Raw genomic sequence first — 17,280 nt, 5'->3', positions numbered from 1 at the left:
TAATTCGGGAGGCCAGAGGCCTCCCAAATTGCAACACATCAGCAGTCGATTACTCGATGGTGCGTTTAATTTCGATGATTTCAAACACTTCGATCATATCGCCAACGCGAACGTCGTTGTAGTTCTTCACGCCGATACCGCACTCCATGCCGTTACGCACTTCGTTAACGTCATCTTTAAAGCGACGCAGGGATTCCAGCTCGCCTTCGTAAATCACCACGTTATCACGCAGGACACGGATTGGGTTGTGACGCTTGATGTTACCTTCCGTCACCATACAACCGGCAATCGCGCCAAACTTCGGTGATTTGAACACGTCGCGGACCGCAGCCAGACCAATGATCTGCTGTTTGTACTCTGGTGCCAGCATGCCGCTCATCGCCGCTTTTACTTCGTCAATCAGGTTATAGATGACGGAGTAGTAGCGCAGATCCAGGCTTTCAGCGTCAATGACGCGACGCGCAGAGGCATCGGCACGCACGTTGAAGCCCAGGATGATGGCGTTAGAGGCAGCCGCCAGGGTCGCATCGGTCTCGGTGATCCCGCCCACGCCTGAACCGACAATCTTCACCTTCACTTCGTCGGTAGAGAGTTTCTGCAGGGAGTCGGAGATCGCTTCCACAGAACCCTGAACGTCCGCTTTCAGAACGATGTTCAGTTCAGACACTTCGCCTTCGGTCATGTTGGCAAACATGTTCTCAAGCTTAGATTTCTGCTGGCGAGCCAGTTTAACTTCGCGGAATTTGCCCTGACGATAGAGCGCCACTTCACGTGCTTTCTTCTCGTCACGAACCACAGTCGCTTCATCACCCGCAGCCGGCACGCCGGAGAGGCCCAGAATCTCAACCGGGATAGACGGACCCGCTTCCATGACTTCACGACCCAGTTCATCGCGCATTGCACGAACACGGCCATATTCGAAGCCACACAGGACGATGTCGCCTTTGTTCAGCGTACCTTCACGAACCAGCACGGTTGCAACCGGACCGCGACCTTTGTCGAGGAACGATTCGATAACCACGCCGCTCGCCATGCCGGCACGGATAGCCGTCAGCTCCAGGACTTCCGCCTGCAGCAGGATAGCGTTAAGCAGGTCATCAATGCCGGTACCCGCTTTCGCAGAGACATTAACGAACATGTTTTCGCCGCCCCACTCTTCCGGAATGATTCCGTACTGGGTCAGTTCGTTTTTAACGCGATCCGGATCCGCTTCTGGCTTATCGCACTTGTTCACCGCAACCACAACCGGCACTTTGGCCGCTTTGGCGTGCTGAATAGCTTCGATGGTCTGAGGCATCACGCCATCGTCTGCGGCAACGACCAGGATAACGATATCGGTCGCCTGCGCACCACGTGCACGCATCGCGGTAAACGCGGCGTGGCCCGGGGTGTCCAGGAAGGTGATCATACCGTTGTCGGTTTCAACGTGGTAAGCACCGATGTGCTGCGTAATGCCGCCCGCTTCGCCAGAGGCGATTTTGGTCGAGCGGATATAGTCCAGCAGTGAGGTTTTACCGTGGTCAACGTGACCCATGATGGTAACCACCGGCGCGCGAGCTTCCTGCGCGGCATCGGTGTCACGATCGTCCATTACCGCCTCTTCCAGCTCGTTTTCACGACGCAGGGTCACTTTGTGGCCCATCTCTTCTGCGACGAGCTGTGCGGTTTCCTGGTCGATGACCTGGTTAATGGTCGCCATCGCGCCCATCTTCATCATCGCTTTAATGACCAGAGAACCTTTCACCGCCATTTTGTTCGCCAGTTCGGCTACGGTGATGGTTTCGCCAATCACAACATCGCGGTTCACGGCCTGAGCGGGTTTGTTGAAGCCCTGCTGCAGTGCGCTTGGTTTACGATGTTTGCCACCTTTACCGCCACGAACCTGTGCACGCGCTTCTTCGCGGTCAGTTTTCGCTTCGGAATGTTTGTTGCCTTTTTTCGCCGGACGCGTTGCTTTCGCCGTGGTACGCGCACGCGCACGGCCAGCTTCTACCTGACGGTCGTTTTCATCTTCCGCCTGACGGGCATGGGTTGAAGTGGTGACGTGATAGTCGCCTTTATCCTCTTCTTCCGGCTTTTCCCACTCAGCTGATTTCTCTTCAGCCAGACGGCGGGCTTCTTCGGCTACGAGGCGGGCCGCCTCTTCGAGCTTACGGCGAGCTTCTTCTTCCGCTTTACGCTTCAGTTCAGCTGCTTCAGCTTCGCGACGGGCTTTGTCAGACTGCGCAGCCCTGGTCACTTCGTCGGTAGGTTGATTTGTCACTTTGTCATTTTCCGCTGCTGCACGTTTGGCCTTCTCAGCGGCTTCGCGCCTGGCTTTATCTTCGGCTTCACGTTGCGCTTTCTGTTCAGCTTCGCGACGGGCTTTCTCTTCAGCCTCGCGTTGCGCCTGCTCTTCCGCTTCACGCTGCGCCTCGGCTTCAGCTTCTGCCTGAGCTTGCTCAGCCTCTGCATCACCCTTCACATAGGTACGCTTTTTGCGGACTTCAATTTGCACCGATTTACTTTTACCCCCGGTGCCAGGAATATTCAAGGTGCTGCGCGTTTTACGCTGCAGCGTCAGCTTAGCTGAACCGACCTGACCGTGTTCACGGTTCAGATGAGATAGTAAGGTTTCTTTCTCTTGCTGGGTCACGGCGTCATTTTCTGACTTAGGGATCCCCGCATCAGCAAATTGCTGTACCAGGCGATCGACCGGAGTCTGAATTTCTGCGGCCAGCGATTTTACGGTTACATCTGTCATGCTGTTCCTTCCTGTTATTACGCGTCATCGCCGAACCAGCAGATATTACGTGCGGCCATAATCAGCGCGCCGGCTTGTTCATCAGACAGGCCTTCAATATCCGTCAGATCGTCAACACCTTGCTCAGCGAGATCTTCCAGCGTGCAAACGCCTTTCGACGCCAGGCGGAACGCCAGCGCACGATCGAGACCTTCAAGGTTCAGCAGGTCCTCAGCAGGATCCTGATTACCAAGGCTCTCTTCTTTCGCCAGTGCCAGGGTGGTTAACGCATTTTTTGCTCGTTCACGCAGGGCTTCAATGGTCTCTTCGTCGAGGCCGTCGACTTCCAGCAGCTCGTTGATAGGCACATAGGCCAGCTCTTCCAGCGAGGAGAAGCCCTCTTCCACCAGTACGGTGGCGAACTCTTCGTCGATGTCGAGATGTTTCGTGAACATATCGATCGCTGCATGTGCTTCAGCCTGATGCTTAGCCTGCAGATCATCGACGGTCATCACGTTCAGCTCCCAGCCACTCAGCTGTGATGCCAGACGCACGTTTTGGCCGTTACGGCCGATCGCCTGAGCCAGATTGCCAGCTTCGACGGCGATATCCATGGTGTGGTTATCTTCATCAACCACGATTGACGCCACATCGGCCGGGGCCATGGCGTTGATAACAAACTGCGCCGGGTTATCGTCCCAGAGCACAATATCGATACGCTCGCCGCCCAGTTCGCTGGAAACAGCCTGAACACGCGCGCCGCGCATGCCCACACAGGCACCCACCGGATCGATACGTTTGTCGTTGGTTTTGACTGCAATTTTCGCACGCGAACCCGGATCGCGGGCAGCGGCTTTAATTTCAATCAGTTCTTCGCCAATTTCTGGCACCTCAATGCGGAACAGTTCGATCAGCATTTCCGGTTTGGAACGTGTTACAAACAGCTGCGCGCCACGCGCTTCCGGGCGAACGGAGTAAAGCACGCCACGGATACGGTCGCCTGGACGGAAGTTTTCACGCGGCAGCATGTCTTCGCGCAGAATGACTGCTTCAGCATTGTTGCCTAAGTCGAGGGAGATGTTGTCGCGGTTAACTTTCTTCACCACGCCCGTGATAATTTCGCCTTCCTGCTCACGGAACTGATCAACCACCATTGCGCGCTCAGCTTCGCGCACTTTCTGCACGATAACCTGCTTAGCGGTCTGGGTGGTGATACGGTCAAAGGTGACCGATTCAATCTGATCTTCGACATAATCGCCCAGATTGAATGCTTCATCTTCGAAGCGGGCCGCATCCAGCGTGATCTCGCGCGTCGGCTGAGTCACCTCTTCTACGATTTCCCAGCGGCGGAAAGTATCGAAGTCGCCACTGCGGCGATCAATGCTGACGCGTACCTCAATTTCCTGCTCGTACTTTTTCTTGGTCGCAGTCGCCAGCGCGCTCTCCAGCGCTTCGAAGATTTTCTCACGCGGCAGGGCTTTTTCGTTAGAAACGGCTTCTACAACAGCTAAGATCTCTTTGTTCATCCTGGTTAGCCTCAATCCGGACTTTTAAAAGTGGGGGACCAGGTTCGCTTTCTGAATATTACTCAGCGCGAACACTACATCGTTACCCTCAACATGCACCGTGATCATCTCGCCATCAACTGACTTGATGATTCCCTGCCATTTACGGCGGTTCTGAACGGCCATACGCAGCACCAGAGTCACTTCCTCACCCATAAAGCGGGTGTAGTGTTCTGCGGTAAACAGAGGACGATCGAGTCCCGGTGAAGAGACTTCAAGGTTGTAAGGAACGGTAATGGGATCTTCTACATCCATTACGGCGCTTACCTGGTGGCTGACATCGGCGCAATCATCGACATTGATGCCATCTTCACTATCAATATAGATGCGCAGAATAGATGTGCGACTACGAACGAATTCAATACCAACCAGTTCGTAACCCAGCGCTTCTACCGGAGCCGATACCAACTCTGTCAATTTTTGCTCTAATGTGGACAAGCCCACCCCCAAGACATAAAAAAAGGGCCTATAGCCCAGTATTACGATTCGCTAATAACAAAAAACCCCGAATATTCGGGGCTTTTAGTCACTGGACCCTGTCTGCCGCAATGCGGCCCGGACTCCATCCAAAGAATTTTCTTTCAAAAATCAGCCGTGAATGCGTCCGTCGATGCACACAGTATATTTGAAAAATAACTCAAAGGGAAAGTGGTTGCGGGGGCCGGATTTGAACCGACGACCTTCGGGTTATGAGCCCGACGAGCTACCAGGCTGCTCCACCCCGCGTCCGAAAACGTGGCGAATATTACGCCAGACCTGCATAAAATGCAAGTGATACTACGATTTGGTACCGAGGACGGGACTTGAACCCGTAAGCCCAATCGGGCACTACCACCTCAAGGTAGCGTGTCTACCAATTCCACCACCACGGCACTACACTGACCACAACGATGCGTTGTGTTGACGACCTTACTTAGGAATATCGCTGCCCGGTGTAACCGGTTGAGCTGGCTTTTCAGTCTGTTGAGAAGACTGCGCCGGCGCAGAAAGATTTTCCCACTCGCTTCCTTTCGACGCTTTATTGCTGTTCAGATTACCCAGAACCAGACTGATGATGAAGAACAGAGCCGCTAAGATGCCAGTTGTGCGCGTCAGGAAGTTACCTGAACCCGAAGAACCAAACACCGTACCGGATGCGCCTGCACCGAATGAGGCTCCCATATCAGCGCCTTTGCCTTGCTGCAGCATGATCATACCTACGAGGGCGATCGCTACAATAAGGAAAACAACTAAAAGAGCTTCGTACATATTCAACCTGTTCCTTGCACGATAATCGTACAGTTAAAGCTTCAGCCAGTATTGATGGGGAGTCTCGTCATCACCCATCAGAAGCGGGTGTGAATACTAACCAAAGGCGCATAGCTCTGCAAGTGCAATTTTCACCACCTAAACTGATTGCAGAAAAAAGCGCCATCCCGGTGATTTTACAGGCAGTTCAGCCTGCTGCGAACTGCCTGCAGGCGTTTTAAACCGCCTTGACCTGGTCGGCGATCAGATTAGCCAGCTCTGTTACCTTCGCCTCATCCTCGCCCTCAACCATCACCCGAATCAATGGCTCAGTGCCTGACTTACGCAGTAACACGCGTCCGCGCCCCGCCAGGGCTTTTTCCGCCTCTGCCGTTGCGGCTTTGACCGCCTCGCTTTGCAGCGGATCGTGCTCACCGGCAAAGCGGACGTTAACCAGCACCTGTGGCAGCATCTTCATGCCGCTGCAGAGGTCGTGCAGGCTCATGTGATTACGCACCATCGCAGTAAGCACTTGCAAACTTGCAACGATACCGTCGCCGGTGGTGGTTTTATCCAGCAGGATAACGTGACCGGAGTTCTCCGCGCCGAGACGCCAGCCCTTCTCCTGCATCTTCTCCAGCACATAGCGGTCGCCCACTTTGGCGCGGGTAAACGGGATGCCGAGCTGCTTCAGCGCCAGCTCCAGGCCCATATTACTCATCAGGGTGCCGACCACGCCACCGCGCAACTGACCCTGACGCAGGGCTTCACGCGCGATGATATAGAGGATCTGGTCACCGTCGACTTTGTCACCCAGATGGTCAATCATCATGATGCGATCGCCGTCGCCATCATAGGCCAGGCCGATATCCGCCTTCTCTGCCAGAACACGCTGCTGCAGCAGTTTGAGATCGGTCGCCCCACACTCTTTGTTGATGTTCATGCCGTCCGGCTGAACACCGATGGCAATCACGGTCGCCCCCAGCTCACGCAGCACGTTCGGCGCGATGTGGTAGGTGGCCCCGTTGGCACAGTCGACCACAATTTTCAGGCCATTCAGATTGAGTTCGCTGGGGAAAGTGCCCTTACAGAATTCGATGTAACGTCCCGCGGCATCGACGATGCGGCTGGCACGGCCTAACTGCGCAGACTCCACGCAGGTAATCGGCTTCTCCATCTCCAGCTCAATCGCTTCCTCGACATCATCCGGCAGCTTTGTCCCTTCGGAAGAGAAGAACTTAATGCCGTTGTCATCAAACGGGTTGTGCGAGGCAGAGATTACAATGCCCGCCTCAGCGCGGAAGGTGCGGGTCAGGTAGGCAATGGCCGGGGTCGGCATCGGGCCGGTAAAGGCCGCCGTCAGGCCCGCCGCGGCGAGCCCCGCTTCCAGCGCTGATTCCAGCATGTAGCCTGAGATACGCGTATCTTTTCCGATGATGATCTTCTTTGAACCGTGGCGCGCCAGTACTTTCCCGGCGGCCCAGCCCAGCTTCAGGACGAAATCGGGGGTAATAGGGGCTTCACCGACTTTGCCGCGAATGCCATCTGTACCGAAATATTTGCGATTACTCATGTTTATCCTTTTGCTCTTCGGGTCGCTTCGACCACGCGCATTGCTTCAGCCGTCTCTTTCACATCATGCACGCGAATAATCTGCGCGCCCTGCATGGCTGCAATCACCGCGCAACTCAGGCTGCCGGTTAAACGCTGTGACGGGCCGACATTTAACAGCTGGCCAATCATCGATTTACGGGACATTCCCACCAGCAGCGGCAGACCGAAGTGGTGAAAATCGCCCAGATGGGCCAGCAGTTCATAATTGTGGCTGAGATTCTTACCGAAACCGAAGCCCGGGTCGAGTATCAGCCGTTCTTTTTTGATACCCGCCGCTTCACAGCGCGCAATCTGCTGAGCGAAGTAAGTGTCCACTTCGCTTAAAATGTTGTCGTAAGCGGGAGCCTGCTGCATGGTGCGGGGCTCGCCCTGCATATGCATCAGACAGACGGGCAGATCGGTCGCCGCGGCCGCCTCCAGCGCGCCGGGTTCAGAGAGCGAACGCACGTCATTAATGATGTGAGCACCCACTCGCGCGGCTTCGCGGATAACCTCTGCTTTAGAGGTGTCCACGGAAATCCAGACTTCGAACCGCTGGGCAATGGCATCAATGACGGGAATGACACGCTCCAGCTCCTCTTCCACACTCACCTCATCCGCGCCCGGACGGGTGGATTCCCCGCCGACATCGATGATGGTGGCTCCTGCGTTGACCATCTCATTGGTATGGGTCAGTGCATCGACCAGCGCGTTATGTTTACCCCCGTCAGAAAAAGAGTCCGGCGTGACATTCAGAATGCCCATCACATGAGGAAAAGATAAATCGAGATGGGAATCACGGGCGAACAACTTCATGGCGGAAACTCCTTACGGGTCACTATCCGGATGTAAAAAACCCCGGACCAGCCGGGGTTTTGTCTGACGAGATAACGTCTTATTTATTGTACTGCTCTGACATGGTGTTGCCTGGGTTTGGCGTACGCGGTTCATCGACCGGACGCGGCGCCTTCGGCGTACCGTTGCTGTCTGAGTTGCTGCCGGGATCTTCCCAGCCCGCTGGCGGACGCACTTCACGGCGCGCCATCAGGTCGTCGATCTGCGGTGCGTCGATGGTTTCATACTTCATCAGCGCGTCTTTCATTGCGTGAAGGATGTCCATGTTCTCACCCAGGATGCGACGGGCACGCTGGTAGTTGCTGTCGATCAGGTGCTTCACTTCCTGGTCGATGATACGGGCCGTTTCATCAGACATGTGTTTTGCTTTGGCAACAGAACGGCCAAGGAACACTTCACCCTCTTCTTCTGCATAGAGCAGCGGACCCAGTTTGTCCGAGAAGCCCCACTGCGTGACCATGTTGCGTGCCAGGTTGGTCGCGACTTTAATGTCGTTCGACGCACCGGTAGAAACATGTTCTGCGCCGTAGATGATCTCTTCTGCCAGACGACCGCCGTACAGGGTCGAGATCTGGCTTTCCAGTTTCTGACGGCTGGCGCTGATCGCGTCGCCTTCAGGCAGGAAGAAGGTCACACCCAGCGCACGGCCGCGTGGAATAATCGTCACTTTGTGCACCGGATCGTGCTCTGGCACCAGGCGACCGATGATCGCATGGCCCGCTTCGTGATAAGCCGTCGACTCCTTCTGCGATTCGGTCATGACCATAGAGCGACGTTCCGCACCCATCATGATCTTGTCTTTGGCTTTTTCGAACTCAACCATCGACACCACACGCTTGTTGGAACGGGCTGCAAACAGTGCGGCTTCGTTGACCAGGTTAGCAAGGTCAGCACCGGAGAAGCCAGGCGTACCACGCGCAATGATGGCGGCATCGATGTCGGTTGCCAGCGGCACACGACGCATATGCACTTTCAGAATCTGCTCACGACCACGGACATCAGGCAGACCCACCACAACCTGGCGGTCAAAACGACCTGGACGCAGCAGCGCCGGGTCCAGTACGTCAGGACGGTTCGTCGCGGCGATAACGATAATACCTTCGTTACCTTCGAAACCATCCATCTCCACCAGCATCTGGTTCAGCGTCTGTTCACGTTCATCATGACCCCCGCCTAAACCGGCACCACGCTGACGACCGACGGCGTCGATCTCATCGATAAAGATGATGCAGGGCGCGGCTTTTTTGGCCTGTTCGAACATGTCGCGCACACGGGATGCACCGACACCGACAAACATTTCCACAAAGTCAGAACCGGAGATGGTAAAGAATGGCACCTTCGCTTCACCGGCAATCGCTTTTGCCAGCAGGGTTTTACCGGTTCCCGGTGGCCCCACCATCAGCACGCCTTTAGGAATTTTACCGCCCAGCTTCTGGAAACGGCTCGGCTCACGCAGGTACTCAACCAGCTCACCCACTTCTTCTTTCGCTTCGTCACAACCGGCTACGTCAGCAAAAGTGGTTTTAATCTGGTCTTCCGTCAGCATGCGGGCTTTGCTTTTGCCGAAGGACATCGCGCCCTTACCGCCGCCGCCCTGCATCTGACGCATAAAGAAGATCCACACACCGATCAGCAGCAGCATCGGGAACCACGAAATGAAGATGGAAGCCAGCAGGCTCGGCTCTTCCGGCGGTTCGCCAACCACTTTGACGTTTTTGGTCAAGAGGTTATCGAGCAACTTAGGATCGTTGACAGGAATGTAGGTGGTGTATTTATTGCTGTCTTTTTTAATAACGTTAATTTCACGCCCGTTAATACGTGCCTCGCGGACCTGATCCTGGTTCACTTCCGACAGGAAGGTTGAATAATCAACCCGACGGCCATTCGACTCGCTGGGCCCAAAGCTCTGGAATACTGACATCAGCACGACCGCGATGACTAACCAGAGAATCAGGTTTTTCGCCATGTCACTCAAGGGATTAACCTCATATTACAACGGTGTTAACAGATAGCGTAGGGTACTATAGATCCTGCATACATGGAATCGCAGCTCAGCTGCGGACAACTCCAGCAATTTGGTTATAGTTTGCGCCCAGTCGCCACAATGTACACTTCACGTGAACGTGACCGTGAAGCGTCCGGCTTACGAATTTTCACTTTCGTAAACAGGGAGCGAATTTCCCGCAGGTATTCATCGAAGCCATCTCCCTGAAACACTTTCACTACAAAACTTCCGCCGGGTGCCAGGATATCCCGACACATCTCCAGCGCCAGCTCGACCAAATACATCGACCGGGGAATATCTACGGCAGGTGTACCACTCATATTCGGCGCCATATCGGACATGACAACCTGAACTTTCTCTTCACCAACGCGCTCAAGCAGCGCATTGATCACCGATTCTTCACGAAAATCGCCCTGAAGGAAATCGACACCGACTATCGGATCCATTGGCAGGATATCACAGGCAATGATGCGCCCTTTGTTCTCGATTTGCTGTACAACATACTGCGACCAGCCACCGGGTGCAGCACCCAGATCTACCACGGTCATACCGGGTTTGAAAAGCTTGTCACCCTGTTGTATTTCATCAAGTTTAAACCAGGCACGCGAACGCAACCCTTTTTTCTGCGCCTGAAGTACATATTTATCGCTAAAGTGTTCCTGAAGCCAGCGGCTCGAGCTGGCCGAACGCTTTTTACCCGTCATAATATTTCCAGTTAAATCGTCATCGTAGCGATAAACCTGCACGCAGTAGGTTGCGCCGATTTGGTGATATACCCGAGATGGCGGTAGAATGAACCGTTTTCAATCCCTGAGTAAGTAAAAAACTACGATGAATCTAAGTACCAAACAAAAACAGCACCTCAAGGGCCTCGCCCATCCGCTCAAGCCGGTCGTTATGCTGGGTGGCAATGGCCTGACTGAAGGCGTGCTGGCTGAAATCGAGCAGGCTCTGTCGCATCACGAACTGATCAAGGTGAAAATCGCCTCGGAAGATCGTGAAACGAAACAGCTGATCGTTGACGCTATCGTGCGTGAGACCGGTGCCAGCAACGTACAGGTGATCGGCAAAACGCTGGTGCTGTATCGCCCCTCTAAGGAGAGCAAAATTTCTCTGCCACGCTAAGTGGGCAAAGAAAGTGCCATGCTCCCACCTCAGATAAAAGGCCGCATTGCGGCCTTTTTCCTTTCTTTACATTGTGCTTTAACGCTTTTCAAAGCGTAGCAACACTTTAAAGGTATTCCACCTTCAGGATCTCATACTCAACGTCGCCGCCTGGGGTTTTAATGATGGCGACATCATCCGCCTCTTTACCCACCAGGCCACGCGCCATTGGCGAATTGACAGAAATCAGATTTTGCTTAAAGTCCGCCTCATCATCGCCGACAATGCGATAAGTCGCCTCTTCGTCGGTTTCGATATTCAGTACGGTTACCGTTGCGCCAAAGATCACGCGTCCGGTTTTAGGCATCTGCGTTACGTCGATAACCTGCGCATTAGAGAGTTTGGCTTCAATCTCCTGAATGCGGCCTTCGCAGAACCCCTGCTCTTCACGCGCAGCGTGATATTCCGCGTTCTCTTTTAAATCGCCATGTTCGCGTGCTTCAGCGATAGAGGCGATAATGCGCGGGCGCTTCACGGTTTTCAGCTCGTTCAGCTCTTCGCGCAATCTTTCAGCGCCTCTCAACGTCATCGGAATCTGATTCATTTAAGCTCCTCGCCATCTTTCCTGTTTAACGGTGTCATCCTGACTGGTGACTGCAGAAAAAAGCGTTCTGCGGCGCATTAGCCCGTTTTTTGCAAATAAAAGAATCCTGACCCGGAGATGCTTCCAGGCCAGAAAAGAGTTTTGCAATTTGATACGTATTTTACCCCAGAGTTCCCTGCGGGTCATCGTTTACTTTGCACCGCCCAGCGACGTAGTATTGACGCCCTCACCTGCCAGTTACCGCGAGATTATGCGATTTTCACGACTTGTTACCGGATTAAGCTGCGCATTTATGCTGCAGGCACACGCAGCGCCAGTTGATGAATACATGCAGTACCTGCCAGACGGCGCCAATCTGGCGCTGATGGTGCAGAAAGTGGGCGCATCAACCCCGATCATCGATTACCACGGCAAACAGATGGCCCTGCCCGCCAGTACCATGAAAGTGGTGACGGCGCTCGCGGCGTTGCTGGAACTGGGCGGCGATTACCGTTTTCAGACCACCTTTGAGACCCGTGGCTCTATCGTGGATGGCACGCTGAACGGCGATTTAGTCGCCCGTTTCGCCGGCGATCCCACCTTAAGCCGCCAGGATCTGCGCAATATGGTGGCGGCAATAAAGAAGCAGGGCATTAACCATATCAAAGGCAACCTGGTGATTGATACCTCCGTGTTTGCCAGTCACGACATGGCACCGGGCTGGCCGTGGAACGATATGACCCAGTGCTTCAGCGCCCCGCCAGGGGCCGCCATTGTGGATAAGAACTGCTTCTCGGTGTCGCTCTACAGCGCCAGTTCGCCGGGCGAAAACGCGTTTGTCCGCATCGCCTCCTACTATCCGGCACACATGTACAGTCAGGTTCGCACCCTGGGCCGCAACAGCGGCGAAGGGCAATATTGCGAACTGGATGTGGTTCCGGGTGAACTGAACCGTTATACCCTGACCGGCTGTATGCGTCAGCGTGCAGAGCCGCTGCCGCTGGCCTTTGCCGTGCAGGATGGCGCGGCCTGGGCGGGCGAGATCCTCAAGGCGGAACTGCGCGCGTCAGAGATCGACTACAGTGGCCATCTGGTTCGTCAGACACAGGTCACCGAACCGGGCACCGTGCTCGCCTCCACCCAGTCTGCGCCGCTGCATACCCTGCTGCACACCATGCTGAAGAAGTCAGACAATATGATTGCTGATACGGTGTTCCGCACCATCGGCCACCACTACTTCAATGTGCCTGGCACGTTCCGCGCCGGTCAGGACGCCGTGCGCCGCATACTGAAAGCCAAAGCCAACATCGATATGGGCAACAGCATTCAGGTGGATGGTTCCGGTCTGTCACGCCATGACCTGATCTCGCCGCAGACCATGATGCAGGTTTTGCAATTCATTGCGAAGAATGACAATACGCTGGATTACATTTCGATGCTGCCGCTGGCGGGTTATGACGGCACGCTGCAGTATCGCGGCGGGCTGCATGAAGCGGGACTGGATGGCAAAGTCTCGGCGAAAACCGGTTCCCTGCAGGGGGTCTATAACCTGGCGGGCTTTATCACCACCTCCAGCGGTGCGCGGGTTGCCTTTGTGCAGTTCCTCTCCGGCTATGCGGTTCCGCCGGAAGATCAGCGTACCCGCCGTATTCCGCTGGTGCGTTTTGAGAGCCGGCTCTACCGCGATATCAATCAGAACAACTGATCCGCGCGTAACAAAAAACGCAGCGGGTCATCGACCTGCTGCGTTTTAATCATCTTCTCCGGACGGCGTTGCGACAGCCTCTCCCCCGTTCAGTCACGGCGGCCAGCCTTCTCCCGACCCGGTTATTACTGCATCAATCAGAAGCGGGTGTTCACACTCATGTACCAGGTGCGGCCCGACTCATTGAAGGTGTTGGCCCCTGCCCCGTAGAGGTAAGCGCCGGTTCGTGTATTACCCGTGGTCTGTGCATTGCCCTCACGGAAGTGACGCTTGTCGAACAGGTTATCGACGCCTGCGGTGACGCTGACAGAGGCGTTAATGTCATAGGTGCCACTCATGCCGAGCACCGAATAGGGGCTGACCTGATCGGTTGCACTGCCGGTGACGGCGTTACCTTTATAGTCATACTTCTTCGGGACCTGCTTGCCATACCAGGTCAGGGTGGTCTGCAGGGAGAGATCCGACATCGCCTGCCAGCTCAGCGTAGAGTTGAGCGTATATTCCGGAATCACTGACAGGCGGTCCCCGGTCTCTTTGTTCTTACTCTGCAGCATGTAAGTGAAGTTGTTGTTCCACGTCACGCTGTCGGAGAAGGGAACATTGATCGTCCCTTCCACACCTTCGACCAGGGCTTTCGGCACGTTTTCCCATTTGTAGATGTCCGTTTTGCCGTTAGAGGCGGTGCCGGTCGGCACCCTGCCCGCGTCGATCTTGTTGCGGTAGTCGTTGCGGAACCAGGTCAGTCCGGCCTGATAGCCGTCACGCTTCCACTCCAGCCCAATCTCCTTGTTGATGCTGTTTTCTGCTTTCAGATCATCATTCCCCATCAGGTAGCAGGCTCCGGTACTGGCGGCGCAGCCCTGGCCGTTGCTGTAGAGCAGATAGTTGGGGTTGGTCTGATAGAGGCTCGGCGCTTTATAAGCACGGGCGATACCCATTTTCAGGGTCAGCTCATCGCCCAGCCCCTGAGACAGGTTGAGCGACGGACTCCAGTTATCGCCCACGATCGAGTGATGATCAAAACGCACTCCCGGCGTCAGCATGGTGCTGTCGGTCAGCTCAATGTTGTCTTCGGCAAACAGCGAGAAAATCTCCGCCTGAGAATAGGGAGAGCGGCCGGTGGTGGCGATCCCCGGAATGGAACCGTAACTGGCAGCCTGCGTGGTTGACGACGGATCTTTCATCCGCTGCTGATTCCACTCGGTGCCCAGGGTCGCCGTCTGATTCACCAGCCACTCAAACGGCACGCTGATCTCACTGTGCAGCAGCAGATCATCCAGCTGGATGGTGTTGAAATGGCTGTCGGAGAAGATGCCCTCCGTCCCACCCGCCAGCCCTTCGTTCAGCCGGGAGTTGCGGGTATTCTCATACTGCGCATACGTATTGGTACTGACGCCATTGTCCCAGGCACCGGTCCACCTGACAGAGACGTTCTGCCGATAGAGCCGGTTAGTCTCATCACCATATTTACTTTTCACCAGGTCACTGGTGTTGGTGTTCTGCGTATCCCCGGCGTAGAGGTTGCCCTGACGGCTGAAACCGGCTCCCACTTCCAGCGCCTGCATCGGCGCAAAGGCCCAGCGCAGCAGACCATGAATGTCTTTGTTGACCGCGCCTTCCCGGCCCGCCGGATACGATCCGGCATAGCTTCCGGTACGGGCGGCGGCGTGCCCTTCATTGATGTCATACGCATCTGCCTGCGTTTTTGCCAGCCCGCCATAGAGGCGGAAGCTGACATCATCCCCCAGCGGCCCCTCAAGGCTGAAGTTAGTGCGTCGGGAAGCACCCTCATCCTTATGCTCCGGCACGTTGTAGTAGGCGCTCCACGAGCCGTGCCACTGATGATCCATCTCTTTTCGGGTAATGATGTTCACCACGCCGCCCGCCGCCCCGTTACCGTAACGGGCCGCTGCCGGGCCGCGAATCACCTCGATGTGATCGATGATCTCTGGCGGCACCCAGTTGCTGTCGCCGCGCGTGTCACGCTCGCCACGCCAGCCCAGCCGGACGGCATTACGGCTGGTCACCGGCAGACCATCAATCAGGATCAGGGTATTTTCCGGGCCCATGCCGCGGATATCGATCTGACGATTATTGCCGCGCTGACCGCTGGTGGAGTTACCGGTCAGATTGACGCCCGGCATGGTGCGGATGATTTCGGCGACATCGCGCGCCGGCGGGTGCTTATTGATTTCGTCGGCGGTAATGGTCGAGACACCCGGCGCCTGCAGCGTCTGCTCGGCGGCGGTCACCATCATGGTGCTGTCGTTAAGGCTGTCTGACGCAGTGTTGTTAAGCGCCGGATCGCTGCTGCTGGCCGCCACGGCACCGGCAGAGATGAGAGAGGCGGTGAAACCCAGTTCAATCATAATGGCCAGTGAAAGCCGCGATAACTTTTTCATTTTTCTGTTCCTGGACGACCAGCAGGGATGCCACTGCCAGCGCGCCGGTAAAAAGGTAATGTCCCTGATCCCCTTCCTGCCCGGCTGATTTCAGCACCGCGAGACACCCCGCTGAAAGCCGGTGCGGCAGAGAAAATGCACACACGCCCTGACGAGCGGAAACACCCTATTGCAAATGCAAATAATTATCAATACTATTATTTATATCATTTATGGCACAGATTTCGTCTGTTCGAACGATGGCGCGTATGACCTGGTTAAACGAAGAAACCGGCAGTGAACGCTGGTGGCAACAGCAGCAGCAGCGGGGGATTCCGCTGATTGAACCGGGTGACGCGGGCACCTGTCAGGTCACCTTTTTCTGGCGCGATCCGCAGGGCGACACACAGAGATCGGACACCCGCCGCGTCTGGATCAACATTACCGGCGTGACCGATCATCATCATGCCGCCGCCCCTGTTTCACTCTCTCCGTTGCCCCACACCGATGTCTGGTGGTGGCAAACCACCCTGCCCGCTGACTGGCGTGGCAGCTACTTTCTCATCCCGGATGCGCAGGCCGAGCCGTTTACCGGCCAGAGCAATGTGCAGGCGTTACGGCAGTGGTGGGGGCAGAAATTTCCGCAGGCGCAAAACGATCCGCTCAATCCGCTGCGAGGCTGGGCGGGCGGACGCGGCATGTCACACTCGCCGCTGCACCTGCCTCATGCGCCCGATCAGCAGGTCTGGCGGGCGGTCGATGGAGGCCGCGCCGCCGCGATACCCCTGCAACACTTTCTGTGGCGCAGCAAACGGCTGGGAAACCAGCGTCAGATCTGGATCTGTGTAACCGGCGAGTCCGATGCTGGCGCGCGTCCGCTGGCACTGCTGCTGGATGGACAGTTCTGGGCGCACAGCATGCCGGTTGCCGGTCCGCTTCAGCAGCTCACCGCGGCAGGCGAACTGCCCCCGGCGGTCTATGTCATGATCGACATCATCGATCGCGAACACCGCACGCGCGAGCTGACCTGCAACCCTGACTTCTGGCTGGCCGTTCAGCATGAGCTGCTGCCACAGGTTGCGCACCAGACGCCCTGCCGTATCGACAGCGACCGCACGCTGGTGATCGGCCAGAGTTTTGGCGGCCTCGCTGCCGCTTACGCCACGCTGACCTGGCCCGACACCTTTGCCGGTGCCGTCAGCCTTTCCGGCTCTTTCTGGTGGCCCGGGCGCGACGATCCCAGCGGCTGGCTGCCGCAGCAGTTACAGCAGGGCCTGCTGCAGGCACCGCCACGGCGCTTTTATCTGGAAGCGGGTCGGCGCGAGCGGCTGATTCTGGCCGCAAATCAGCAGTTTCAGCGCGATCTGACCGATGCCGGACATCAGGTCAGCTATCACCCGGTGGAAGGCGGTCACGATGCACTCTGCTGGCGCGGCGGGCTGCTGACCGGCCTGAAAACCCTGTGGCCATCATCCTCATTCGCTTAACGTCCGCCGCCTGCCCGCCACTGCAGGGTGCCACGGGCAGAATCGGGGCGTCA

General features: G+C 56.0%; 13 protein-coding genes and 2 tRNA genes. 3 read left to right on the top strand and 12 right to left on the bottom strand.

Annotated elements, in window-relative coordinates:
* Window positions 1-49: 49 nt before the first annotated feature.
* The 10 genes from infB to rlmE form a co-directional block, all read right to left on the bottom strand.
* Window positions 50-2,743, bottom strand: a complete 2,694-nt coding sequence (gene infB, locus F3I47_RS10825; protein ID WP_009092409.1) for a translation initiation factor IF-2 — start codon at window positions 2,741-2,743, stop codon at window positions 50-52.
* Window positions 2,744-2,760: 17 nt separating this feature from the next.
* On the bottom strand, window positions 2,761-4,248 hold the full coding sequence (gene nusA, locus F3I47_RS10820) for a transcription termination factor NusA (protein WP_009092410.1): 1,488 nt from the start codon (window positions 4,246-4,248) through the stop codon (window positions 2,761-2,763).
* 24 nt (window positions 4,249-4,272) lie between these two features.
* A complete protein-coding gene (rimP, locus tag F3I47_RS10815) occupies window positions 4,273-4,725 on the bottom strand; it encodes a ribosome maturation factor RimP (protein WP_009092411.1) in 453 nt (150 codons plus the stop codon).
* Window positions 4,726-4,936: 211 nt separating this feature from the next.
* A tRNA-Met gene (locus F3I47_RS10810) sits at window positions 4,937-5,013 on the bottom strand.
* A gap of 59 nt (window positions 5,014-5,072) precedes the next feature.
* Window positions 5,073-5,159, bottom strand: a tRNA-Leu gene (locus tag F3I47_RS10805).
* Window positions 5,160-5,196: 37 nt separating this feature from the next.
* A complete protein-coding gene (gene secG / locus F3I47_RS10800; RefSeq protein WP_009092412.1) occupies window positions 5,197-5,535 on the bottom strand; it encodes a preprotein translocase subunit SecG in 339 nt (112 codons plus the stop codon).
* 217 nt (window positions 5,536-5,752) lie between these two features.
* Window positions 5,753-7,087 carry a phosphoglucosamine mutase gene (gene glmM, locus F3I47_RS10795; RefSeq protein WP_009092414.1) on the bottom strand — a complete coding sequence of 445 codons (1,335 nt, stop codon included), beginning with the start codon at window positions 7,085-7,087 and terminating at the stop codon, window positions 5,753-5,755.
* A 2-nt stretch (window positions 7,088-7,089) separates the two neighbouring features.
* Window positions 7,090-7,923 carry a dihydropteroate synthase gene (gene folP, locus F3I47_RS10790; RefSeq protein ID WP_009092417.1) on the bottom strand — a complete coding sequence of 278 codons (834 nt, stop codon included), beginning with the start codon at window positions 7,921-7,923 and terminating at the stop codon, window positions 7,090-7,092.
* Window positions 7,924-8,002: 79 nt separating this feature from the next.
* A complete protein-coding gene (ftsH, locus tag F3I47_RS10785) occupies window positions 8,003-9,928 on the bottom strand; it encodes an ATP-dependent zinc metalloprotease FtsH (RefSeq protein WP_009092418.1) in 1,926 nt (641 codons plus the stop codon).
* Between the two features lie 113 nt (window positions 9,929-10,041).
* Window positions 10,042-10,671 (bottom strand): 23S rRNA (uridine(2552)-2'-O)-methyltransferase RlmE, encoded by a 630-nt coding sequence (rlmE, locus tag F3I47_RS10780; protein ID WP_150028715.1) that lies wholly within the window; start codon window positions 10,669-10,671, stop codon window positions 10,042-10,044.
* A 127-nt stretch (window positions 10,672-10,798) separates the two neighbouring features.
* Between rlmE and yhbY the strand changes: the two genes are divergently transcribed.
* Complete coding sequence (yhbY, locus tag F3I47_RS10775) at window positions 10,799-11,092, top strand: ribosome assembly RNA-binding protein YhbY (protein ID WP_009092420.1); 294 nt, start codon at window positions 10,799-10,801, stop codon at window positions 11,090-11,092.
* A gap of 106 nt (window positions 11,093-11,198) precedes the next feature.
* On the opposite strand, the gene greA is transcribed toward yhbY, so the two are convergent.
* Complete coding sequence (gene greA, locus F3I47_RS10770; protein WP_009092422.1) at window positions 11,199-11,675, bottom strand: transcription elongation factor GreA; 477 nt, start codon at window positions 11,673-11,675, stop codon at window positions 11,199-11,201.
* A gap of 250 nt (window positions 11,676-11,925) precedes the next feature.
* On the opposite strand from greA, the gene dacB reads away from it, so the two are divergent.
* The gene (gene dacB, locus F3I47_RS10765; protein WP_009092423.1) at window positions 11,926-13,359 is read left to right on the top strand and encodes a serine-type D-Ala-D-Ala carboxypeptidase; all 1,434 of its coding nucleotides are present in this window, start codon (window positions 11,926-11,928) and stop codon (window positions 13,357-13,359) included.
* A gap of 137 nt (window positions 13,360-13,496) precedes the next feature.
* On the opposite strand, the gene F3I47_RS10760 is transcribed toward dacB, so the two are convergent.
* The gene (locus tag F3I47_RS10760; protein WP_150028716.1) at window positions 13,497-15,761 is read right to left on the bottom strand and encodes a TonB-dependent siderophore receptor; all 2,265 of its coding nucleotides are present in this window, start codon (window positions 15,759-15,761) and stop codon (window positions 13,497-13,499) included.
* 239 nt (window positions 15,762-16,000) lie between these two features.
* Here F3I47_RS10760 and fes point away from each other — a divergent pair, with 239 nt between their 5' ends.
* A complete protein-coding gene (gene fes, locus F3I47_RS10755) occupies window positions 16,001-17,227 on the top strand; it encodes an enterochelin esterase (protein WP_150028717.1) in 1,227 nt (408 codons plus the stop codon).
* Window positions 17,228-17,280: the final 53 nt, after the last annotated feature.

This window comes from Pantoea sp. M_10 (genome assembly GCF_008631515.1).
GTDB lineage: Bacteria > Pseudomonadota > Gammaproteobacteria > Enterobacterales > Enterobacteriaceae > Pantoea > Pantoea anthophila.
Note: the sequence above shows the minus strand (reverse complement) of the source record. Positions and strands in the feature narration are given on the sequence as shown.